Origin of the sequence: Enterococcus sp. AZ079 (assembly GCF_050547255.1) — a bacterium.
Lineage (GTDB): Bacteria > Bacillota > Bacilli > Lactobacillales > Enterococcaceae > Enterococcus_D > Enterococcus_D casseliflavus.
In genome coordinates this window covers 2807710-2829566 of sequence record NZ_CP172955.1, presented here as the reverse complement: position 1 = coordinate 2829566, position 21857 = coordinate 2807710, and the positions used below count along the sequence as shown (strand labels likewise).

General features: G+C 38.6%; 21 protein-coding genes and 1 pseudogene. 15 read left to right on the top strand and 7 right to left on the bottom strand.

The window, feature by feature from the left end:
- Positions 1 to 2 precede the first annotated feature (2 nt).
- From IGJ15_RS13470 to IGJ15_RS13445, 6 genes are all read left to right on the top strand, one after another.
- Positions 3 to 746: a hypothetical protein gene (locus tag IGJ15_RS13470; protein ID WP_010748780.1), complete on the top strand. Its 744-nt coding sequence runs from the start codon at positions 3 to 5 to the stop codon at positions 744 to 746.
- Between the two features lie 707 nt (positions 747 to 1453).
- Positions 1454 to 2734, top strand: a complete 1281-nt coding sequence (gene celB, locus IGJ15_RS13465) for a PTS cellobiose transporter subunit IIC (RefSeq protein ID WP_010748782.1) — start codon at positions 1454 to 1456, stop codon at positions 2732 to 2734.
- Positions 2735 to 3634 carry a hypothetical protein gene (locus IGJ15_RS13460; protein ID WP_010748783.1) on the top strand — a complete coding sequence of 300 codons (900 nt, stop codon included), beginning with the start codon at positions 2735 to 2737 and terminating at the stop codon, positions 3632 to 3634.
- A 333-nt stretch (positions 3635 to 3967) separates the two neighbouring features.
- Positions 3968 to 4204 (top strand): addiction module antidote, encoded by a 237-nt coding sequence (locus tag IGJ15_RS13455; protein ID WP_010748784.1) that lies wholly within the window; start codon positions 3968 to 3970, stop codon positions 4202 to 4204.
- On the top strand, positions 4201 to 4611 hold the full coding sequence (locus IGJ15_RS13450) for a type II toxin-antitoxin system death-on-curing family toxin (protein WP_010748785.1): 411 nt from the start codon (positions 4201 to 4203) through the stop codon (positions 4609 to 4611). The genes IGJ15_RS13455 and IGJ15_RS13450 overlap by 4 nt, the downstream gene beginning before the upstream one ends.
- 544 nt (positions 4612 to 5155) lie before the next feature.
- The gene (locus IGJ15_RS13445; protein ID WP_016249829.1) at positions 5156 to 6148 is read left to right on the top strand and encodes a serine hydrolase domain-containing protein; all 993 of its coding nucleotides are present in this window, start codon (positions 5156 to 5158) and stop codon (positions 6146 to 6148) included.
- Here the strand turns inward: IGJ15_RS13445 and IGJ15_RS13440 are convergent.
- The 3 genes from IGJ15_RS13440 to IGJ15_RS13430 all read right to left on the bottom strand — a co-directional run bounded on the left by IGJ15_RS13440 (position 6145) and on the right by IGJ15_RS13430 (position 8571).
- On the bottom strand, positions 6145 to 7020 hold the full coding sequence (locus tag IGJ15_RS13440; RefSeq protein WP_412059279.1) for an IS3 family transposase: 876 nt from the start codon (positions 7018 to 7020) through the stop codon (positions 6145 to 6147). The two genes, IGJ15_RS13445 and IGJ15_RS13440, sit on opposite strands and share 4 nt — an antisense overlap.
- Entirely contained in the window at positions 6990 to 7556 is a 567-nt protein-coding gene (locus IGJ15_RS13435) for a helix-turn-helix domain-containing protein (RefSeq protein WP_016249831.1), read from the bottom strand. The genes IGJ15_RS13440 and IGJ15_RS13435 overlap by 31 nt, the downstream gene beginning before the upstream one ends.
- Positions 7557 to 7827: 271 nt before the next feature.
- The gene (locus IGJ15_RS13430; protein WP_010748787.1) at positions 7828 to 8571 is read right to left on the bottom strand and encodes an EAL domain-containing protein; all 744 of its coding nucleotides are present in this window, start codon (positions 8569 to 8571) and stop codon (positions 7828 to 7830) included.
- Between the two features lie 134 nt (positions 8572 to 8705).
- Between IGJ15_RS13430 and IGJ15_RS13425 the strand changes: the two genes are divergently transcribed.
- From IGJ15_RS13425 to IGJ15_RS13415, 3 genes and pseudogenes are all read left to right on the top strand, one after another.
- Positions 8706 to 9830 carry a GGDEF domain-containing protein gene (locus IGJ15_RS13425; RefSeq protein ID WP_228074223.1) on the top strand — a complete coding sequence of 375 codons (1125 nt, stop codon included), beginning with the start codon at positions 8706 to 8708 and terminating at the stop codon, positions 9828 to 9830.
- Positions 9831 to 10288: 458 nt separating this feature from the next.
- On the top strand, positions 10289 to 10606 hold the full coding sequence (locus IGJ15_RS13420; RefSeq protein WP_010748789.1) for a hypothetical protein: 318 nt from the start codon (positions 10289 to 10291) through the stop codon (positions 10604 to 10606).
- A 58-nt stretch (positions 10607 to 10664) separates the two neighbouring features.
- Positions 10665 to 11161, top strand: a pseudogene (locus IGJ15_RS13415) (DUF3267 domain-containing protein).
- Between the two features lie 194 nt (positions 11162 to 11355).
- Here IGJ15_RS13415 and IGJ15_RS13410 read toward each other — a convergent pair.
- Positions 11356 to 11775 (bottom strand): DUF2000 domain-containing protein, encoded by a 420-nt coding sequence (locus IGJ15_RS13410; RefSeq protein ID WP_005232083.1) that lies wholly within the window; start codon positions 11773 to 11775, stop codon positions 11356 to 11358.
- Complete coding sequence (locus IGJ15_RS13405) at positions 11768 to 12601, bottom strand: AraC family transcriptional regulator (protein WP_010748791.1); 834 nt, start codon at positions 12599 to 12601, stop codon at positions 11768 to 11770. Before IGJ15_RS13405 ends, IGJ15_RS13410 begins: the two co-directional genes overlap by 8 nt.
- Positions 12602 to 12968: 367 nt before the next feature.
- Between IGJ15_RS13405 and IGJ15_RS13400 the strand changes: the two genes are divergently transcribed.
- Positions 12969 to 13085: a putative holin-like toxin gene (locus IGJ15_RS13400; RefSeq protein ID WP_080646931.1), complete on the top strand. Its 117-nt coding sequence runs from the start codon at positions 12969 to 12971 to the stop codon at positions 13083 to 13085.
- Positions 13086 to 13591: 506 nt separating this feature from the next.
- Here the strand turns inward: IGJ15_RS13400 and IGJ15_RS13395 are convergent.
- A complete protein-coding gene (locus IGJ15_RS13395; protein WP_231435467.1) occupies positions 13592 to 15016 on the bottom strand; it encodes a glycoside hydrolase family 1 protein in 1425 nt (474 codons plus the stop codon).
- A 168-nt stretch (positions 15017 to 15184) separates the two neighbouring features.
- Here IGJ15_RS13395 and IGJ15_RS13390 point away from each other — a divergent pair, with 168 nt between their 5' ends.
- On the top strand, positions 15185 to 15898 hold the full coding sequence (locus IGJ15_RS13390; RefSeq protein WP_010748793.1) for a GntR family transcriptional regulator: 714 nt from the start codon (positions 15185 to 15187) through the stop codon (positions 15896 to 15898).
- Between the two features lie 144 nt (positions 15899 to 16042).
- Positions 16043 to 17371: a PTS sugar transporter subunit IIC gene (locus IGJ15_RS13385; RefSeq protein ID WP_010748794.1), complete on the top strand. Its 1329-nt coding sequence runs from the start codon at positions 16043 to 16045 to the stop codon at positions 17369 to 17371.
- A 194-nt stretch (positions 17372 to 17565) separates the two neighbouring features.
- Here the strand turns inward: IGJ15_RS13385 and IGJ15_RS13380 are convergent, their stop codons facing one another.
- On the bottom strand, positions 17566 to 18318 hold the full coding sequence (locus IGJ15_RS13380) for a MurR/RpiR family transcriptional regulator (RefSeq protein WP_005227526.1): 753 nt from the start codon (positions 18316 to 18318) through the stop codon (positions 17566 to 17568).
- Between the two features lie 145 nt (positions 18319 to 18463).
- Here IGJ15_RS13380 and IGJ15_RS13375 point away from each other — a divergent pair, with 145 nt between their 5' ends.
- Genes IGJ15_RS13375 through IGJ15_RS13365 form a run of 3 tightly spaced genes read left to right on the top strand, consistent with a single transcriptional unit; the run spans position 18464 to position 21794 of the window.
- Positions 18464 to 19789, top strand: coding sequence for a 6-phospho-beta-glucosidase (locus IGJ15_RS13375; RefSeq protein WP_010748795.1), 1326 nt, complete (start codon positions 18464 to 18466; stop codon positions 19787 to 19789).
- A 2-nt stretch (positions 19790 to 19791) separates the two neighbouring features.
- On the top strand, positions 19792 to 20517 hold the full coding sequence (locus tag IGJ15_RS13370) for a glucosamine-6-phosphate deaminase (protein ID WP_010748796.1): 726 nt from the start codon (positions 19792 to 19794) through the stop codon (positions 20515 to 20517).
- Positions 20518 to 20531: 14 nt separating this feature from the next.
- The gene (locus IGJ15_RS13365) at positions 20532 to 21794 is read left to right on the top strand and encodes a PTS sugar transporter subunit IIC (RefSeq protein ID WP_231435496.1); all 1263 of its coding nucleotides are present in this window, start codon (positions 20532 to 20534) and stop codon (positions 21792 to 21794) included.
- The last annotated feature ends 63 nt before the right edge of the window (positions 21795 to 21857 follow it).

Sequence of the window (21857 nt, the reverse complement as noted above, 5' to 3'; positions counted from 1 at the left end):
CAATGACGTATCTAACAAACAATTTTGTGAATTGCATGATCACTTTAGGGTTTATCTTCATCCATCTATCTTCAAATGTTATCTCATCCAGAAAACTAAACGTGCAATACATGAGCTCCTTTGCCGCTGGTGTAGGGATCTCCTATGCGATCGTTCATCTATTGCCCCATTTGGCGTATTTTCAAACGGTGTTGATCGATGAATTTGGCTGGGATTCGGGGATTTTTTATAGTCATGGGGTCTATGGCATCGTTTTGTTTGGCTTAGTCTTCAGTTACGTGATCTACAAAATCGATGAGCGGACGTTTATGGTGTTAGAAAAGAAAGACATCACCAGTGCCAAAAACGCCTTTTTTTGGTCGGATATCGCTTTTCATGTGATCTACAATATCATGATCGGCTATATCGTGATTGCCAATACGCTATCAGAGCGTTTTTACATTTTGCCCTACTTTATTGCCTTTGGTTTGCACTTTCTCATGAACGATTGGCTGCTCTATCACCATCATGGTGCCCTCTATAACAAATATGGCCGCTTTGTGCTTTCCTTCAGTATTTTCGCGGGAGCTGCGTTCTCCCTCTTTGTTTCATTGCCCTACTATTTGGTGGTCATCATTGAAGCCTTGATCACCGGCGCTTTGCTGGTGAATATCATCAAATTTGAGTTACCCAATGAAGGAGAAGGCAGTATTCGTGGGCTATTGGTAGGTACGATCTGCTCTGGAATTTTGTTTGTATTTGTCTAGCGCGAAAAGGAGGACTGAATCATGGATGATTCGGGCCTCCTTTTTTTATAAATACGCAAAGCAATTACTGTTTTCTGTTTCAATCGAACAAATCACAATAGTTTTTTATTTTTTTGACCATTATTTACAATTTTGTTACGATGTTCGCTTGCTTTTCCCAAAAACATTCTATAAAATGTAAGCGAATAGAAACCAAAAAAATAGGCACCTCGTATCTCTGCGCCAACAGATTTACGAGGCCCTGATCAGTCACACCCTTAAGACGGATGACCAATCAAGTTGCCATAGTTGATCGCCAAAGGCATCAACGTGTTTATTGTACCCGATTTCCTTGTCGATTTCTAGTAGATTCAGGCAGGTTTTTGGGCAAAAACCGTGGGATGCTGGACGCTTATTTTGCTATGCCAAAGGCATTGGACAATCTTGTCCAATGCCTTTTTTGTCGTTTGAAACGGTTCATGCGCAGGATCGTTTGCGGCGAATAACAGGTATGAAGATCAGTTGAGAACAGTTGCATGGAAAATAGGCAGTCATAGTTGAGAAATCCAAAGCCTTGCGTTCTTACTGTGTTCATAGCAATAGCGTTGTGGCGATCAGCACTTCAATCCTAGGTTCTTGAAGGTGGTAAGCCTTGGTTTCTATTCACACTTCGAAAAGATACCTGAACGCACTCTTTCAGCGATCTTTTAAGGTTAAGGAGGAAGCTTATGAAGGATTCGTTAAAGAAATTTATGGAAGAAAAGATGCTGCCATGGGGAATGAAAATTGACGGTGAAGAGCATCTAGTTGCTATCCGTGATGGACTTGTCACCACGATGCCTTTGATTATTATCGGTTCCATTTTTGTTATTTTATCCAACGTTCCATGGGAAGGCTTTAACCTATTTGTTACTAGTATTTTTGGCGGGGAATGGCGCAGCAAATTAGACTTTGTCGTCCAAGTGACCTTTGGTGTGATGGCGCTGTTCAATTCCTTTGCTATTGCGTATAGTTTAGCAACCACTTACCGCGTCAGCGGTTTATCTGCCGGTGTATTGGCAGCCTCGGTTTTTCTTTTAGTCACTCCGATTGAAGATGGCGGCATTCAAATGTCTTATCTTGGTAGCCGCGGGCTGATCGTAGCAATCATCACTAGTCTAATCACGGCGGAGATTTTCCGATTATTCGTACAAAAGAATATCGTGATTCGGATGCCAGAAAACGTTCCACCGGCGGTCAGTCGCTCCTTTATTGCATTGATCCCCTCATTCTTTTGCCTCTCGCTTTTCTGGGTGATTCGTTTATTAGTGGAATCATTCGGTAACACGAATGTTCATGATCTGCTGTACAGTCTTGTGGGACAACCATTGTCGATCATTGGCGGAGGCTTTATAGGCGGTCTGTTTGCCATTATGTTTACGTCATTGTTTTGGTCAGTGGGTATCCACGGGTGGGACTTGGTCTTGAGCGTCTTGCAGCCGACATGGATTCAAATGATCGATGAGAATCGAATCGCTTTTCAAAACGGCGAAACGATTCCGCATATCATCAATTATACCTTTATGAATACCTTTGTCTGGATTGGCGGTAGTGGGGTGATTTTGGGCTTGGCGATCTTGCTCTTAGTCAGAAGTAAAAGCAAGTATTTAAAAGAGTTGGGGAAACTCGGATTTCCATCAACGGTTTTCAATGTCAATGAACCCATCATGTTTGGGTTGCCCGTTGTCATGAATCCATTGATTTTGTTCCCATATATTCTGACGCCGGTCGTTTGCTATATCATTTCTTATACGACAGTTGCCATGGGGATCGTCCAACCTGCCGTCGTTTTGGTTCCCTGGTCGATGCCGCCAATCATCGGCGGTTATCTAGCCACAGGCGGACATATTTCGGGGGCAATCTTACAACTGGTGAATCTGACGGTTTCTATCGCCATCTATTATCCATTCTTCAAAATGCTGGATAATCGGACATTAGCCAGTGAACTCGGTTCAGAAAGTGAGGAGTAAATGGAGACAAAACGATTATTGAATTGCACGGCAGCTGATTTTAAATCATTTGATAAAGACCAGCTATTGGAAAGTATCCGAGGAAGTGCGGGGCGGACGATCGTAGCAGAAAATGATGTCCAAATCGATCCGATGTCTAGAGGAATCACCAATGCTGAATTCGTCGCTGCATTTGGGGCGGATTTGATTTTGCTGAACCTATTTGATTGCGAAAACGGCGCTATCAAAGGATTACCGACAACGGATGACCCCATTCGCTTTTTGCAATGCTTAACGGGGCGGCCTATTGGGGTCAATCTTGAGCCTGTCGACGATTGTGCGGAGCAGATGGAACAGCTGACAACTATCGCTACTGGGCGTTTGGCAACAAAGAAAAACATGGCTCGTGCAGAAGCACTTGGATTTGATTTTATCTGTCTGACAGGAAATCCTTCTACTGGCGTTTCAAATAAAGAGATCACAGCGGCAATCAAACAAGCAAGAGCCATTTTCTCTGGGATCATTATTGCTGGAAAAATGCACGGTGCTGGTGTCAATGAACCCGTGTTAGATGAAGAAATTGCGTCTGCGTTCATTCAAGCTGGAGCCGATGTTATTCTTGTACCCATTGCGGGCACGATTCCTGGGCTGAGTGAACAACACATGAGTGATCTTGTAGCCTTTATTCACCAAAAAGGGCAGTTGGTCATGGGCACCATCGGTACTACACAGGAAGGTGCAGATACAGGTACGATCCGTGCCTTGGCATTGACTAGCAAACGTGCCGGCTGCGACCTTCATCATATCGGAGATGCAGGTTTTTCTGGGACCGCTGATCCCGAGAACATCTTGCAACTATCCATCGCCATCAGAGGCAAGCGCCATACCTATCACCGAATGGCCGTCTCAGTGAATAGGTAGGTGGAACAAATGGGCACATGCCTATGAAAGGCAAGAAGTGTTAGAAAAATTTTTCGTTGAATGTTGAATAATGAAGTAAGACCGAAACAGAGAGTGAGTTCTTTGTTTCGGTTTTTTTATAGTGAGTTTTAATGCGTGATCAAGAATTCGCAACAATTGTGGTGAGTAGGAAAAAAATTAGGAAATATATTTTCAAATTGGATTGATTATTCTTTGGTATGTCGGATCATAGAGTTGAAGGTTATGCTCTTTAAGACATATTTTGACGGCATGTATCTATTGTTGTATAATGTATATACAAATTCATTTGTATATACATTGGGAGGGTAGAAATTGAAAAAAACAAAAAATTATAAAGTCAGAAGATCTGGTAATAGTGATATTACAACGATACCTGCAGAAGTAAAGGAGTATATCGGTGTTCAGACCGGTGAATCAATCAGCTATGTTTTTGAACGGGATGGATCTGTAAAAATGATTAAAGCGGTTGAAGAAGTTTCTATTGATTCAATCGTAGATTCAGTCATGGATCAATACGACAAAGCTTTAAAAGACTTGGTTGACTTATGATTTTTTTGACGGCGGCAGATGTGATTAGAATCAATGCGAAAGTAATTGTACAGTATTCTAAAGGAGAAATGATTGGTGTAAAAGATGCAAGTGCGTTGGATATGGCAATAAATCAACCTTCACAAGCTGTGTTTGGCAAAGAATTATATCCGACAATTTTTGATAAGGCATCAATTTTAGCAATTAACTTAGTAAAAAGACACCCTTTCCATAATGGTAATAAACGGACCGCTTTAGTTTCTATGATTACTTTTTTGCAGCTTAATGAATATGTGACAAATTTTTCTCAAGATGAAGCGGTCAATTTTATTTTGACTATTACTACTAGTAAAAAAGAGTTTAACGATTTAAAAGAAGAGGTGGCAAGCTACTTACAAGATTCTAATCGCGTAAGGCCTAACTTTTAAGTAAAGGGTGCAAAGAAACATTTCAATTAATTGATGGTTGTTTAGTAATCAAACGGAATTGTTCGCATAAAGGTTAGTAGCCGATCATGACTTTTCGTTAAACACATCGACGCGAAAGCAGATCAAATCCTTATAAAAAGGAATTTGGTCTGTTTTCGTCTTTTCTATTCGCCACTTGCGCCACTCGTTTTTTATTCAATAGTTATTCTTCTAACCCTCGGTTCATCTATCAATCGAAAAATCGCATAAGCCCTCTATCATTGCTATTCCAGCATTTAGAACAAAACATAAAATAAACATAGTTTTTTTGCAAAATTCCGAGAAACAGCGAGTAGGTTGTCATTGCTCATGAAATGACAGATGGATAGAATGGTCGGGTATCTTTGCACACAAAGTACAAAGATACCACCATTGTGAAGCGCTTTATTCTATGATACCCTGAACAGATAGGAGGAGATAAGGATGTTGCGTTTCCAAATATGAAAAGGGTAGGCTGGTGTTGACGTCAAGTTGTCCTTGTACGAAACATTCGGAGGAAGAGAAAATGAATACCCAATTAATTGATAAGAGATTAGAACAAAAGCAAAAAGAGTACGCTTTTTATGGCAACATTCGTGTGGTCAAAGCTGACAAAGTTTTGGTGGATCGCACTTTTGGCTATGCAAACGAGGCAGACAAATTGCCAAATCGTGCCCATACCCGTTTTGGTATTGCCTCAGGTTGCAAGCTTTTTACGGCACTAGCCATTTGCCAATTAGTTGAAGCAGGCAAACTGAGCTTGGAAACGACACTGCAGGAGTGTGTTCCAGATGTATTGCCAAACTTTGATCCAGCTGTGACTGTTCATCATTTGCTTACACATACCTCTGGTATCCCTGACTATTTTGATGAAGAAGTATCCGATGATTTTGAAGCACTTTGGCAAGATTTGCCGACCTATCGAGTGAGAACCCCCCGTGATTTTTTGCCGCTTTTTCAGAGAAAAGCCATGGCTGATCCAGTGGGAAGCAAGGTCAAGTACAACAATGCAGGGTACATCCTCTTAGGAATGGTGGTAGAAGCAGTTAGCGGCTTGCACTTTACCGACTATATTGAAAAGAATATTTTTGAAAAAGCAGAAGTGACAGATGCTGGTTATTTTGCACAAGACACGTTGCCTCGCAATACGGCATTAGGATATATTGAAACGGAATCAGGACTTAAAACCAATATATTTTCCATCCCAGCCATGGGCGGACCGGATGGCGGTGCTTATGTATCAGTTGAAGACTTAGAAAAATTCTGGCATGCATTGATGTGCGGGCAATTACTGAGTAAAACAATGACCGAGATATTTTTGACACCACAAGTCCATGAGGAAGATGAATTTTTTTATGGCTATGGCGGTTTGATGAAAGTGGTAGAACAAAAAGTGGTGAAGTACATCCAGATGGGCTATGATCCAGGTGTCAACTACCATTGTAGTGACCCCAAAAAGTTAGACTTTTATGGAGTGGAGAAATCCACTCCTTTTTTGTACGATAAGATTAACTGTTAGACAGCTGTTTTTACAGCTTCTCGAAACTGAACCGGACTTCGCCAATTTAATTTCTTTTTGATGCGTTTATGGTTGTAATAATAGATATATTGGTCAATTTTTGTTTTCAATTCATCTAAACTCCGATAGACTTCTCCATGAAAAATCTCTTGCTTTAATAAACCAAAGAAGTTTTCCATAGGTGAGTTATCTAAACAATTCCCTTTACGAGACATACTCTTGAAGATTTTATGCTGCTTCAATTTATTCTTATAAGCATTCATTTGATAGGCCCATCCTTGATCTGAATGGAAGGTTCTACGAAATGGACAATCATTTGTCATCTGGATTGCTTCTTCTAATCCTTCCATTATGGCTAGTGCGTTTGGTTTTTCAGAAATCCGATAAGATAGAATTTCACTATTGTAGAAATCCATGAAAGGATCTAAATACAGCTTTTTCTGACGAACGACACCTGTGGTGTCTACTTCATAATACTTAAACTCTGTGGTATCAGTTGTAATTTTTTGGTGACAGATATTTGTATAAAACCGACGATGAATACGATTTTTGGCGACAGTACCAACCTTCCCACGATAAGAATTGTACCGTCGAGATTTTCGAGTGTAAGACTTTACTTCGATACCTAGTTTTTTTATCAGGCGTTGAATCTTCTTTTTATTGACATGAATCCCTTGATTCTCTAATTCTTTTTTTAGTCGCAGACAGCCATAGTCTTTATGCTCTTTGCGAATTTCAAGCATTTTTTCTTCAATTTCTTGGTCTGGGTTTGGTCTGTCAAACCGTTTCTGCCAATACATATAGGTTGCTTTAGGAAATTTCAATGTTTCAAGAAGCTCAACTAGTTTGAATGATCCTCGGAGGCTGGCGATGATTCGTGCGATTGATTCTTGCGTCTTTGCTGGGCTTCCTGTTTTCGCAGCTTCCTCAACTCTTTTAAAAAGGCATTCTCAATTTGAAGGGATCGGACTTGCTTTTCTAATGCCTTGATACGCTCGCGTTCTTCAGTTGTTGTATTTTCTTTTTTGTTTTCTTTTTTTCTAGTCAAAGTAAGTGGTCGCCCTTTCTCTTTTGAGAGCCCCTCAATACCTGCTTCTCTGAAATTACGCATCCAATTGGCAATAAGCGCAGGGTTGTTCATTTCTAAAGTGCTAGCAACTTCTCGATAGGACATCTCACTTGTTTGATATAACTCTAGCGCATTTAACTTAAATTGAACAGAATATTTCTGATTTTGATGCTTTCTCAATAGACCTTCCTCTCCGTATTCACGATAGGCATTCACCCAATTACTTACTTGAGACTTGCTTGAAATACCGTATTTGTTGGCAAGATACCGATATCCGCCCACGCCACTAAGATATTCTTTAACGATTTTTAGTTTTAATTCAAAAGGATATTTTGCCATACAAATAACGACCCCAAAAAGTTAGATTTTTTGGTCTAACTTTTGGGGGTCGCTTCATTCTTGAATGCTTTTTGTCTATTCACCTATCAAAAAAAGGTCTTTTCTTTGATTTCTACTTTCTCTCATGTGAAATCACCGTTAAAACGATGCTGAATCAGCAAAAATTCTGCAAATAAAATTATTTGTGTTATATTTGAAGGGCATCTGTTCATTTTTTTAATAATCGTTTATTTTTAATCGCGTATAGTGAGAAAAATAAACGACGCGATGGCTATTTTTTTCGCTTTAATTGATCAGCTGGGGCAGGTTTATCCAAATAAAACCCTTGTTGAAGAAAAATCTCTTCTTCAAGTAGGTACTCATGGATATCCGAGGTTTCGACCCCTTCGACAATAAATTGGATTTTACGATTGCTGGCGATATTTCGCCAGAAGTCGATCAAAAAGAAAATCTCCTTTTGGGAAAGCACTCGCAACGAGATAGGCGAAAATTTGATCACATCGATTTTATCCAGCATCGGTGCAATATTTGTCAGTGAATGAATGCCTGTCCCTACATCATCCAATGCGACAGAAAAGCGCATCTTTTTTATTTGGTTGATTTTGTTCATAAGAAAGGACTTGGGATCACAAGCGATAGAAGGTTCTGTATCGTCTTCGGTGATCTCAATCAAAATACGATCATGGTAGGGAGCTAAATCAGCTAACATCAAAAAGGTTTCTGGATAGCTGAGTTGTTGCGGGTGGATATTGAGACTGATTTTTGTTTCTTCGTTCGGATGAAGCAAGCTGAAAATTTCATTTCGATACCACTGCAGTAAACGAGTATGTAATTTTTTGTATTTGATTACTTGCTGGAAGAAGGAAAGGGGAAACCTATTTCTTTCGGTACTTCTCAATAATAATTCGTAGCCAATCACTTTCTGACTATCTGCTTTCATTTGAAAGATAGGCTGGGCATCAAAATATAATTGGGGAAATATCGATAAGAGTTCTTGTTCTATTTTCTCAGACATTGGTTTCTGCTCCTTTCTGGGGTCGCTTTATTTTTGGTTTCATGAAGTGCAGGAAAAAAGCTTATTTCGTGCGCTGCATCGTTAAAGAATCGAGCCTTTCAAAATCATGGGCGAACGATTTTAAAGAAAAATCTATGAAAGAAAGAAGGAGTAGTGTGTTTGTCCATCTGATTTATGCTGCGATCTATTCTGTGTTAGTCGTGAGCTTGCTCATTTCGTATGATTTGTTTATCAAGAACTTCAAAGAATTGAATTTACGCCTGTCGTTTAAAATTCTTATTGGTATTGTTTTGTTTATTTCGCAAGTCTACTTTATTATATCATTTTCTTTGAACAGTATCGGTTATGTTGCGTATGAATATACGATTCCAATCTTTATTTATTATTTTGGCATTCTCAAAGAAAAAATCTATCTGGTTGGGTTAGTACCCGTCATTTTGCTGACCTTTTTTGCATTGATCAATAAATTTGAATGGGAAGCCATGCTCTTTATTATCGGATTAAATTACATCATTTTAATCGTTACGGGCTTATTAAAGAAAAGATTTTATGGACAACCAAATCACACAGCATTTTACCTATTTTCGATTTTCGTTACGGTTGTCTCGCCGATGCTCAACGCCTTGCTTTTTTATCGCCGCGAAATTAGCGTTTGGGATGTGGTGTCTTTAGGCATTGGATCCGTGGGGATCGTTTCTTTATGGAAGTATTATTTGCAGAATCAAAAAAATTTTCTGGAAAAAATCAACACAAAAATCATTGAACGCAATTATGATGAGTTGACCAAGGTGAAAAATTTCCGCAGTCTGAACGAGGATATTTCAAAGCTGGCGCTACTTGAGAAGGACCAGCTCGTCGTGGTGATGATGGATTTAGATCATTTTAAGCGCATCAATGATCACCATGGACATCAAATCGGCAATCAAGCCCTATCCTTCTTTTCGGAAAAACTGATGACGTTTCTCTACCAGAAAAGTCCTTCCCATTTAGTCGAAGTCTATCGATATGGCGGCGAAGAATTTTTAGTCCTATTTAAAGAGAATACTTCTGATGCTGTGAAAAAAATTATTGAAGAATTCCATTTGTTTTTAAGCAATGAACAGTTGAAATTAGAAACCGCCCAACTGACCCTTTACTTTTCGGCAGGGATTTCAGAAGCAGCCTCTGCGTTAGACATTTCAGAAACCTTCTACCAAGCAGATCAAGCATTGTACGAAGCCAAAAGGAAAGGCAGAAACCGCACGATTATTTTTTCTTGAGACGTTTGCTTTTCTAAAGAAGGTTTCGCAGTCTTTTCTCAAGTAGATCGGGTGTTGTAGGAAACCAAAAGGAAAGACAAGGTCGTATGATTTTTTTAGATGAATATTTTTCAGAAGAAGTTTTAATAAAGAGACAAGGTTCGCAGGCTTCTTTTTCCAGCGTCGTGTCTTTTTCAAAGGGAAGAGAGGAAGCAATCTGGTAAGTATAACGGTTTACTAAACGGTTTGCCGATTGTCTTGAGAGGTTAAGCGAGGATAGAAAGGCAAGTAGAGTGCTTTTTAAGAAGTGGGAAGAAACCACTTCTTTTTTGCACCAATCATTGGGCAGCCGCGCTTGGCAGCATCGACTTGGTTTTCTGGCGTGTTTACACCTTTTGAAAGCAATGGTATATTTAATTGATAAGTAAATAAAATTTTTTTTGCTGTGCGTAACGATTACTGACTAAGGAGATTTCCCTATGAAACCAATTCGGCAAACGTTGTACCAAAGTGCTTTGTACGTAGCTATTCCTTTGATCGCGAGTCTACTGATTGGTTACTTAGCCAAATGCTCACTCCTGATTCCTGCCTCCATTATTTATGGCGTTCTTTTAGTGTTTATGATCCCCTCCGACAGCTTTTTATCAAGCAACGTGGACTACCAAACGAAACGTATGAATCCAAGTTTTCGTCCTCCGCCATTACAGAGAAGGATTGAAGGTGCGCCAGAGATGATCAATTTCCTCTTCGTTTTAACGGCACTGGTTTTGTGTTTGCTGCTCTTGTTGGTTGGGTAAAGGGAATTCATAGAAATTATGTATTAAGAAGAATGTCGAAAAGAAAAGGAGAACAGCGATGAAATTACTCAAACAAATCAATTTAATGGATGATCAAAAAACAATAAAGAGATTGAATCTCGCGGTGATCCCTAGTTTTATTTTTTTCTATGTGTTCTTTACACTATTTGTCTTAGGTGGTCATGGGTCAAATGCTGAAACTTCGTTTATTTTCGATCTTTTGATCTTAATGGTTGCATATTTTATTCTCATCATTATTCATGAACTGATCCATGGTGCCTTCTTTAAGCTTTTTGACCCCAAAGGGAAGGTAAAGTTTGGGTTCAAAAATGGCGTAGCATATGCCACTAGCCCCCATTCCTTGGCATTTCTGTGGGTCTCTTTCTATTTTATTTATTTGGCTGGTTGACGGCATCTCTTTTTACCTTGATTGCTGCCGCACATGCCGCTTCTTGTGTGGGAGACTTTTACTTTCTTTTTCTGATTGTTAAAGCACCAACGAACAGTCGTGTAGAAGATACAGAAGTAGGACTGAATATTTATCAAGGAGAGTAGTTTATTTTTCCATTGATCTTGGCAAAATCAAAGAGCAAGAAAATGTATGCTAGAAAATCTCTTACAAAAAAGCAAACACCTCAAAAGTGTTTGTTTTTTTTATAGGACTGTTTATAAAAAACGTATATAGCAAGAAGACTGTTCGGCCGACAAAAAGACAACTTGTTTTAAACGACCGTTTTCTCACTAGCGTTTTACCGATACAACGGTAAGCTGCCAGCGACTTTATTGATACTCTTTTTCTTGCCTTTTAAACAAAGACCAAAATAAGCCAGTGTTTCTGTGGGAATTGTCTCAAGCGTCTGACGGTATTGCTCGTAAGAATTGGTGGTCTGAGCAACGTCGGAAAAATCAATGATGGTTACTTCTGGATCCGCTTGCTGACTGATCGATTCACGAATGGTCTGCAACTGTTCCTTGTTCGTTTTTAAGATAGGAATGGGAAAGTTAACAATGCCAAGGTGTTTTCTGCCTGTCGAATCGTAAATATCTTCTCCGATTCCCTCGGGAAACAATTTGCCTAAGGTTGCGCCTAAAATTGCAGCAGTATTTGCAACTAAGCCAATCGGTAATTGTTCATCGATAATCATGACACATTTTTCTTGGTTATTCATACGTTCTCACTCCATCTTCTTGGTAAATTGTTTGGTAAGCTTTCGGGGTGACCCCAATCAAGCTTTTAAAGATACGGGTAAAATGACTTTGGTCACTAAAGCCTGTCAGAAAAGCGACTTCTGCAATTGCTTCTTGTGCTTCTAGTCTTTTCTTGGCAGCACTGATACGCACCGTACTTAAATATTGAAACGGCGACAGCCCATACGCTTTGGTAAACTGCCGAATCAAGACGTACTGATTCATTCCAAGAACGTCACTTAATTCACTCAAGGACAATTTTTCGGCATAATGTTGATCGATATAGGCTTTTGCCGCTGCGGCTTTATTTGACACCGGGTCCGTTTGTTCGTGGGTGAAATCCGCATACTGAACAAGCAGGTCGTGAAGGAGACAAGTAAAGCGTTCTTGCTTTTCAAACTCATCGCCGTGATCCGACAGCAGCAGCTGGTGCACTGCATGAAATTCCTCTTTTTCTTTCACTTGGCGAATGACCGGTTCAGGAAAGTGGGGCGTCAATTGAGTGTTAAAAATTTTTTGTACTTGTACCGCCATGTTCTCCGGGGTTAAGTGGATATTGCGGTAAACCAGCTTTTCCTCCGTGAGTTGCTGGCAGCGGTGGGCAGCCTTTGGCGGAATCAAAATCAAGCCGCCTGCTTCAACGATATAGCAGGTGTTTTGACAGGTGAATTGACGCGTCCCAGCTTCCATCAAGCCAATCACATAATATTCGTGCCAATGGTTAGGAAACTCCTGCTGGATGCCGTTAAATAATAAAGCCTCTACACCAAGGGTGCTATCTTGAATGATTTTTCGTTCATTTCTCATCTGCATTCTCCTTTTTGTTACTATAACAAAAGTGGTTTTTGGTGAATAGAATGATATTGACTTTTGACTATTTTTCTTGATGGAAGGCACTTGATTGGGACTGAGAAAAGGGGCTGGAGAAGTCGGGAAAGAGCGGATCAGCCTTGAAGAAAGAACAGCAGTATATTTTGACGATTCTATGGAATGAATCAAAGTAAATGGACCATGCGCCGTGAAAAAAATAACGATAAATCCTTGGCATTTGAAAGTTTCATTGATGGAAGTATGGTACCATTTGACTGCAGTAAAGTTTGTGACGGTGGCTATCTTTGAAAGGTGGTGGTGCTTATGAATGTAAGTACTAACTCTTCAGAAAGGAGAAGCCTTTTTGTCCACAGCGGAAGCAATCGGGCTAATGATCAGTTTTGGTACATTTACCGCCATGCTGATCTTTGGTATCCTAGCCGCAGTGAAAAATGACAAAAAAAATAACCGTCGACTTTAACAGGGAAACGGTTATTTTTTAAATAATAAAAACCTGTCGCCGTCTTAAATGGCGCTGCAGAGGGGTTGTGGCCACAACTCCTCTTTACATAGTTAGTATAGCAAGCAGAGAGCGATTTTTCAACTTTAACAAGGATATTTTCAAACAAAATCGATAAGCGACATAGGCAAAACCTTATTCTCAATTGGAATAAGGTGTTCGATGTAGTCATTTTGGAAAAGTGTTCGAACATCTAAAAACGAATGAAATGTTTAAAGAAAAGGGAAGCTTTATTATCGAAACTAGCGCCTAATAAGTTCCAGATAAATTCTGATACATTTATTGCCATGCTGCTCTTTCGTATCCTAGCCACAGTGAAAAATGACAAAAAAATAACCGTCGACTTTAGCAAGGAAACGGTTATTTTTTTACTAATAAAACCCTCTCGCCTTCTTAAAAGGTGCGAAAGAGGAGTTGTGGCAACAGGTTTCTTCTATACAGATCACTATCGATCATATTCGTGAATGCTAATCTACCAGTCGCTCGAGATCGTAGGAAAAACCGTTTTGCTTACTTAGTTCCTTGTAAAACAAGCCGCTTTTCTTTATTGTACGTTTCTGTGTGGCTAAATCTAAAGAAACTAAGCCGTAGCGGTTTTTATATGCATTGATCCATGACCAACAATCAATGAATGTCCATAGATGGTATCCTTTTATATTACAGCCATCTTGAATTGCTTTCCATAAATAGGCGAGATGGTCTTGGATAAATTCAATGCGATAGTCATCAATCACCTGTCCATTTTCATCCATGAACCGTTCTTCATTAGCAACACCCATACCGTTTTCTGAGATAAAGGATTCAATATTTCCGTAGTTATTTTTGATGTCCATACATAAATCATAAATTCCTTTTTCATAGATTTCCCATCCACGATATTCATTCATTCGACGGCCAGGCATAGTATGCGGTTCAAAGAACCATTCTGGTAAGAATGGACTTTCTAGATTAACGGCAGAAGTTCTTGCTTTGACACGGCGTGGTTCATAGTAGTTTAGACCAAGTATCTGTGCGGTATTCTCTTCAATAATTTTTAGGTCTGTGTCATTGAAATCAACGGGTAATTGGTCATATTCCTCCAGCAACGAGACTAGTTTTTCTGGAAATACTCCTTTGACCATGGGATCTAAGAAACTACGAGTATAAAAAAGATCCGCAATTTCTGCTGCTTTTTTATCTGCTGAATTTTGGCTTCTTGGGAAAGGCGGACTCAAATTGAGAATTACTCCGATTTTGCTAGATAGCTGGTATTTTTTAAAAGTTTGAATGGCTTTTGCATGGGCTAATATGGTAAAGAACGCTGCTTGAGCACCACGCTTAAAATCAATGAGATTTGGATAGTGAAAATCTTCTAAATAAGAGCCCAAGATTGGCCCCAATGGTTCGTTAAAGGTGAACCAATGATAAACTAAGTCGCCAAACGCTAGAAAACAGGTATCAGCAAAATTTACATAAGCATCAACAACTTCACGTGATTCCCATCCTCCTTTATCTTGTAATTTTGCGGGCATATCAAAATGATAGAGATTCGCAAAAACTTTGATATTATTATTTTTCATTTCGGTAAAAAGATCTCGATAATAGGCTATCGCTTTCTCGTTTGGTTTACCAACCCCATCATTTGGAAACATTCGTGCCCATGAGATAGATACACGAAATGAATTGTGCCCCGTTTGTTTCATCAATTGAATATCTTCGTGGTAACGATGGATATGGTCTGTCGTAATACTAGGTCCAATTCGTTTATAAAAACGATGAGGTTCTTCGTGAAACCACCGATCCCATACGGTCTCTGCTTTTCCTGTTTCTCCACGCCCTTCAGATTGTTCTGCTGACCAAGCGGAGCCCCACCAAAAGTCATCTGGAAATGTTAACTGAGTTTGTCTTGACATTATCGTTTCCTCCTGTTCGTTTTTAATAGTGTAACATTGCTTTTAGTATAAATAAATACTTTTTATTAAAAATATATATCTTTTAGTGATGGGTATGTTTTTAGCTGTAAAAAGACAATTTTTTATGTTAAAGTATAAGTAATAGAGATGAGTATGAGGGAGTAAGTTATGAAGAAACAGCCAAAATATATGGAGGTTTATACGGAGGTAAAGAAAAAAATTGCCAATGGAACCTATCAAATCGGCGAAAAATTACCTACAGGCGATGAACTTGCGCATGAGTATCAAACAAGTAAGCTCACTGTGAAGAAAGGTATTGATATGCTAGTATCAGAGGGAGTTTTACGAACACGTAGTGGATTCGGAACGGAAGTTCTACGCAGACCAATTGATAATTCGAAAGTGTTTGGACCAAATGAAGGTCTTTTTGATTTAGTAGGGGAAGAACATGTGACGTCTGAAATCCATACGTTCTCAATTGAGTTGCCATCGAATGAAGTGGCAGAAATTTTAGAAATAAATCAAAAAGAGTATGTCTATAATATTATTAGAAGTCGTTTTATTGATGAACAACCGTATTCTATTGAGCAAACGTTTATGCCACTTTCTGTTATACCGGGGTTAGAACCAAAGCATTTGAAACGTTCTGTATATGGCTACATTACAAATGAGCTTGGTCTAGAGATTAAATCTTCCCATATTTGGATCAAAGGTGATGTGGCAAATGACTTCGATGCGGAAATTCTTTCTGTAAAACCAGACGAGTTTATGATAGAGGTAGACAAAGTGGTGTCATTGTCATCTGGTGTACCGTTTGAATATTCTCTTTCGAGACATTTATACAAAGATTTTATTTTTGAAGCAGTTTTTGTTGAGAAGTGAAGACCAACGAATTTCGTTGGTCTTTTTTTGACTTTAAAAAAAGATATATAATTTTAAATAAAGATATTTACTTTTTTAAAAAGCTGGTGTATGATCATCCCATAAGCAATCGCTTACAACTAAAAAAGGAGACTGATCGGGATTATGAGTAAAAAAGATGCTATTTTTGAAAAGTTCGGAATAATAGCCACAAGGCTAGGGAACCAGATTCATCTTCGAACACTAAGGGATGCTTTCGCCACTTTTATGCCTTTTATGATGTTGGCGGGATTTGTTACATTGATCAACTATGTTATTTTAGAGCCAACAGGATTTATGGGAAAAATCATTGATCCAGCAACATTAACGACGATTCAAGAAATCGGGACTTCCATCAGTAATGGAACGCTAAGTATAACGACGCTATTAGTTGTTGCGGCAGTTTCTTATCATATGTGTGTTAGCAGAAATTATACAAATCATATTGCTGCTGTTCTAGTCGCTATTTCAACGTTTATTGTTCTCACCCCTATGATGACGATGTTTACACCAGAAGGAAGTCAAGAAGCGCTGGAGGTAAGTGGGGTTATTCCTGTCACTCATACTGGTGCGTCAGGAATGTTCGTTGGAATTTTTGTGGGCTTAGCTGCTACGGAACTCTTTATTAAGTTATCAAATAACAAAAAGTTACAAATTCAGTTGTCAGGAAATATCCCACCAGCTGTGTTGAAGTCATTTAACGTCCTTATTCCAATCATGATTACTGTGACTACCTTCGCAATTGGTTCATTTGCTGTCAATCAATTATTCAATATGGATGTTAATTCGTTGATTACTACTCTAATCACTGGACCTTTAAGTAGGGTAACGACAGGTTTACCAGGGTTCCTCTTAATTACCTCAATTGCAAATCTCTTTTTCGGGTTTGGAATTCATCAAGCAGTGATATCAGGTTCACTTCTCGATCCGTTCTTAATTCAAAATATGCAAGAGAATATGGCTGCTTATGCGAATAGGGAAGATATTCCACATATCATAAACATGGCATTTAAGGATACGTTTGCTGTTATGGGAGGATCAGGAAATACTATTGCTTTGCTAATTGCTATTTTTATCTTTAGTCGTCGTAAAGACTACAAAGACTTTGCAAAATTATCCGTAACTCCTGCATTATTTAATATCAGTGAACCGATCATTTTTGGTTTACCAATTGTTTTCAATATTAGTTTGATTATTCCATTTGTATTGGCGCCGATTTTTTCCCTAACAGTTGCGTATTTTGCAACAGCTGTTGGTTTAATAAATCATGTTGTCGTGCAGATACCTTGGACCACTCCTCCTGTCATATCTGGATTTTTAGCAACTGGTGGCGATTGGCGAGCATCAGTCTTGCAAATTGTGATCATTGCTGTGAGTGTTTTTATCTACTTACCATTTTTACGTATCGATGAAAAAGTTACCTCAACAATAGGGAATGAAGAAGCAAATGATTGAGAAGAGGAAACTTCACAAGATTTTTTGAAGTCTTCTCAAACCAAAGGGAAGAGAAACAAATAAATTGAACAAATCTATATATCAAAAAGAGACCACATAGATACATGTGAGTCTCTTTTTTTTTGTGGGAATATCGATCGGTGAACTTGTGAATAGAGGGAAAGAATTACTTGAAGAATTTTTTTTTTACAAATCTATTGAGTTTCCATTCTATTTCTCACGGTTTTCGCTAACTTTTCAATAATGTACATTGCCGGTATCTGGGTTGTAATATCAGCTTCATTAATTTTTTCTAGCGAAATATTATAGGTTATTGCAATATCAGCTAATTTAGAAAGTGTTGAATTAGAGCTGCTGGTAATTCCTATTACTGAGCTTTCTGATAGATTCAAATGATTTAAATATTGAATGATTTCTGTGGTCTCGCCCGAAACGGATAAAGCGACGATACACATTTTTTTTGCTAACTCAGTGGATAGGTAATTAATAGGGTAGTTACTAGGATCTTCAATGCGAATCGCCATGTTAAATAGTGACGAGAAATAAAGAGAACCATATTCAGCAACAACATTTGAGGAGCCTACGCCAATAAAAATAATCAGCTCTTTTTCCATCAATAAGTGAACTGCCTCATCAAATTTATCTTCAAAGAATTTGTCTTGTGTCCGTGCTAAAAAATTCAAGAGTTCACTCTCAAAATCAAGTGTTTTTACCTCTTTTTCTTCTTTAAGAGATTCGAGATACGCACTGAGGTAAATTTTAAATTCAGAAAAACCGGTACAGCGAAATTTTTTACAAAAGCGTAGTACGCTGGCAGTACTCGTATGACTTTTCTCAGCTAATTCACGAATACTCATGGAAGCAACTGCATTTACGTCTGAAATTATTGCTTTATATACTTCAATATCCGTTTCATTTAAGTCTGGTTGATAGTCAAGAAACAACATAGTAATCCCCTCCTGTTACAAATTGTAACAGGATTGTAACCGGTGTCAATCGTTTGCTTTTGTAACCGTTTACTTAAAGGCGGTATTTATGGAGATAAAAATAATCTATACTGACCATGTAGTTAAGTTAAAGGAGTGTTTCAGGATGGATAAAGGAATAAAAATTGCAACAATTGGCGGTGGATCAAGTTATACACCAGAATTGATAGAAGGATTTATTAAACGATATGCTGAATTACCGATTTCAGAATTATGGCTTGTGGATATTGAACAAGGAAGCGAGAAATTAGAAATTGTTGGGGAACTTGCTAAACGTATGGTAAAAAAAGCGGAACTTCCAATGAAAATTTATATGACTCTTGATCGTGAAGCGGCATTAAAGGATGCGGACTTCGTTACGACCCAATTTCGTGTAGGTCTTTTGGAAGCGCGAGCGAAAGACGAGAGAATCCCTTTAACATATGACACGATTGGACAAGAAACGAATGGTCCAGGAGGGCTTTTTAAAGGATTACGCACGATTCCCGTTATCTTAGAAATAGTGAAAGACATGGAGCGTCTTTGCCCAGAAGCATGGCTGATCAACTTTACTAATCCAGCTGGCATGGTGACAGAAGCTGTCTTACGCCATAGCAATATGCGTAGAGTAGTAGGTTTGTGTAATGGACCAATTGGAATAGAACGTGGCATTGCAGAAACATTAAAAGTACCCAAAGAAGAATTATATGTTGAATTTACTGGACTAAATCATATGGTTTTTGCGAAAAAGATTTATCATAAAGGGATTGATGTGACCCAAAAAGTACTTACATTGATGACGCAAGATGCTGGTGATGCAGTTGGTCTGAAAAATATTGCTGATTTAGAATGGGAACCAGATTTTTTCCGAACACTTGGCATGATTCCCATCGGCTATTTAAGGTATTACTATCAAACAGCCACTATGTTGTCTGAGCAAAAACAATCAGCAGAAAAAGAAGGAACTCGTGCAGAAGTTGTGCAGAAAATCGAACATGAATTGTTTGAACTTTATAAAGATGAACATCTAGCAATCAAACCACCTCAATTATCAGAACGTGGGGGCGCTTATTATAGTGAAGCAGCATGTAATTTAATTAATTCCATCTATAATGACAAACGTGATATTCAAACGGTCAATACAAGAAATAATGGAGCCATCAGTGATATCGATTGTGATTCAGCGGTTGAAGTAAATTGTTTGATTACAAAACAAGGACCGATCCCTTTGACTACAGGTGAATTACCTATTCCTATCAAAGGGCTAGTTCAACAAATTAAGTCTTTTGAACGTATAGCGGCCCAAGCAGCTGTTACGGGAGACTATAACACTGCTTTATTAGCGATGACGATCAATCCCTTAGTTCCAAGTGATAGGACAGCAAAGCAACTACTTGATGAAATGCTTTGGGCACACAAAGAATATCTGCCGAATTTTTTTAAAGGAGAATGACAATGAATATAAAATACTATGTTGAGGCAAATTACCAGGAAGTCAGTAAGATCTGTGCAAAACTCATTTTAGATGTTTTGAAAGAAAAGCCAAATGGGTTATATTGCTTTGCAGGTGGTGATACACCCGTAGGAACGCTTAACATCATTGCAGAAGCAGCAATCAATAAAGAAATAGATTTATCCCAGGCAAAGTTTATTGAACTAGATGAATGGGTTGGAATCGATCCGAAAAATGAAGGCAGTTGTATATCCTATTTGAAAAGAAACTTATTCAATCGGGTTCCTATTGACCTAAAGCAACTTCACACATTTGATCCTTTAGCCGATGATTTAAATGAGGAATGCAAAAAAGCTGATAAATTTATCGAGGAGAATGGAGGAGTAACACTGAGTTTGCTTGGGGTTGGAGTAAATGGTCACTTAGGTTTTAATGAGCCTGGTTCGTCCTTCGAAGATAAAGCTCATATAGTGAACTTAGACGAATCAACCCAAAGTGTTGGGAAAAAATATTTTTCAGACGAGAAAGTTGATCGTACGAAAGGAATTACGTTAGGGATAGGACAATTATTACAATCTGGAACAATGATCGTACAAGCTAGTGGAGCAAAAAAGAAATCTGCGATACAACAATTTCTAAGCGGTACGATTACAAAAGAGTGTCCAGTTACTTCTCTATGGTTGCACAAAGATCCTGTGTTGGTGGTTGATAAGGAAGTCGTGAACTAAAAGGAGGAAAAAAGATGCAGGTCATTGAGAACAAGGTATTGCCTATATTGCTGAAAATAGGCAATAGTAAACACTTAGTTGCTATAAGAAATGGGATTTCCATGACGATTCCTTTTACTATTGTTGGAAGTATCTTCCTAATCATTGGTAACTTTCCAATACAGTCATGGATGGATTTTGTGTCAAATTGGGGGCCGCAGTTGAATGCACCAGTCAATGTTACGTTCGGAATCCTTGGACTGATATCTGCAATTGGCATAGGCTATCATTTAGGAAAAGAGTTTGGTGTTGATGCTATTTCTAATTCGATGCTCACAACTATCGGCTTTCTTCTAGCAACATTAAACGATGACTGGACGATAAATTTGGCTAATTTTGGTGCTAGTGGTATGTTTACCGCGATCATTGTTGGGGTATTTGTCAGTCATGCTTTTAAATGGTTTGTCACTCATAATATTGTAATAAAAATGCCAGAAGGTGTGCCGCCCACTGTAGCAACTTCTTTTGCAACGTTAATCCCAGGAGCATTTATTCTGACCGTTATATGGATCGTCAGAACTTTATTAGGGGTTGATATCAATGAAATCATTACTATTGTTTTCCAACCTTTAATGCAAGGGATGGGAACACTCCCAGGCATGCTGCTATACACACTTCTCGTTTGTTTGCTATGGATATGTGGAATCCACGGAGACAATGTTTTGTCTGGAATTGCGACCCCTGTTTTCCTAAGTTATCTTGCTGATAATACGGCAGCTTTTCAAAGTGGTGTAGAAGTTCCTCATGTTTTTGCCGATGGATTTTGGATTGTCTTTATGTGTTTAGGCGGAACTGGAGCAACACTAGGTCTAGTGTTAAATATGCTCCATTCCAGAAGTAAGATGTATAAGTCGATTGGACGATTATCATTGCCGTCAGCTATTTTTTGTATCAATGAACCGGTTATTTTTGGTTTGCCTATTGTGATGAATCCTGTAATGCTTATTCCCTTTATAGCAACGCCTATGGTCCTATGTATCGGTACGTATATCCTAATGAATATTGGTATAGTAGGACCGATTGTTATTCAAGTTCCATGGACTATTCCTCCTATTATTGGTCCTTATTTAGCTACTAATGGTAGTATTGGAGCAGCTGTTTGGTCTGTTGTATCAATTGCTATCTCATATTTTATTTATATGCCATTTTTCAAAATATTGGAAAAGCAGCAAGTAAAAAACGAAGCCGCAAAGACACAGGAAACGGAAACAACGATTCCTGTTAGTATAAGTGAGTAGATAGAAAAAGCTTATTTTCCATCATTCATTAAGATAAGTCTTTTAGGTATCAGAAAATAACTT

Bases quoted from the DNA above. Each gene is read 5' to 3' on its own strand.
- IGJ15_RS13410 (WP_005232083.1), bottom strand. From the start codon at position 11,775: ATGAATAACCAAGAAAAATGTGTCATGATTATCGATGAACAATTACCG.
- IGJ15_RS13380 (WP_005227526.1), bottom strand. From the start codon at position 18,318: ATGTTGTTTCTTGACTATCAACCAGACTTAAATGAAACGGATATTGAA.
- IGJ15_RS13375 (WP_010748795.1), top strand. From the start codon at position 18,464: ATGGATAAAGGAATAAAAATTGCAACAATTGGCGGTGGATCAAGTTAT.
- IGJ15_RS13405 (WP_010748791.1), bottom strand. From the start codon at position 12,601: ATGAGAAATGAACGAAAAATCATTCAAGATAGCACCCTTGGTGTAGAG.
- IGJ15_RS13430 (WP_010748787.1), bottom strand. From the start codon at position 8,571: ATGTCTGAGAAAATAGAACAAGAACTCTTATCGATATTTCCCCAATTA.
- IGJ15_RS13450 (WP_010748785.1), top strand. From the start codon at position 4,201: ATGATTTTTTTGACGGCGGCAGATGTGATTAGAATCAATGCGAAAGTA.
- IGJ15_RS13390 (WP_010748793.1), top strand. From the start codon at position 15,185: ATGAAGAAACAGCCAAAATATATGGAGGTTTATACGGAGGTAAAGAAA.
- IGJ15_RS13435 (WP_016249831.1), bottom strand. From the start codon at position 7,556: ATGGCAAAATATCCTTTTGAATTAAAACTAAAAATCGTTAAAGAATAT.
- IGJ15_RS13370 (WP_010748796.1), top strand. From the start codon at position 19,792: ATGAATATAAAATACTATGTTGAGGCAAATTACCAGGAAGTCAGTAAG.
- IGJ15_RS13445 (WP_016249829.1), top strand. From the start codon at position 5,156: ATGAATACCCAATTAATTGATAAGAGATTAGAACAAAAGCAAAAAGAG.
- IGJ15_RS13385 (WP_010748794.1), top strand. From the start codon at position 16,043: ATGAGTAAAAAAGATGCTATTTTTGAAAAGTTCGGAATAATAGCCACA.
- IGJ15_RS13470 (WP_010748780.1), top strand. From the start codon at position 3: ATGACGTATCTAACAAACAATTTTGTGAATTGCATGATCACTTTAGGG.
- IGJ15_RS13460 (WP_010748783.1), top strand. From the start codon at position 2,735: ATGGAGACAAAACGATTATTGAATTGCACGGCAGCTGATTTTAAATCA.
- IGJ15_RS13365 (WP_231435496.1), top strand. From the start codon at position 20,532: ATGCAGGTCATTGAGAACAAGGTATTGCCTATATTGCTGAAAATAGGC.
- celB (WP_010748782.1), top strand. From the start codon at position 1,454: ATGAAGGATTCGTTAAAGAAATTTATGGAAGAAAAGATGCTGCCATGG.
- IGJ15_RS13420 (WP_010748789.1), top strand. From the start codon at position 10,289: ATGAAACCAATTCGGCAAACGTTGTACCAAAGTGCTTTGTACGTAGCT.
- IGJ15_RS13425 (WP_228074223.1), top strand. From the start codon at position 8,706: ATGAAAGAAAGAAGGAGTAGTGTGTTTGTCCATCTGATTTATGCTGCG.
- IGJ15_RS13395 (WP_231435467.1), bottom strand. From the start codon at position 15,016: ATGTCAAGACAAACTCAGTTAACATTTCCAGATGACTTTTGGTGGGGC.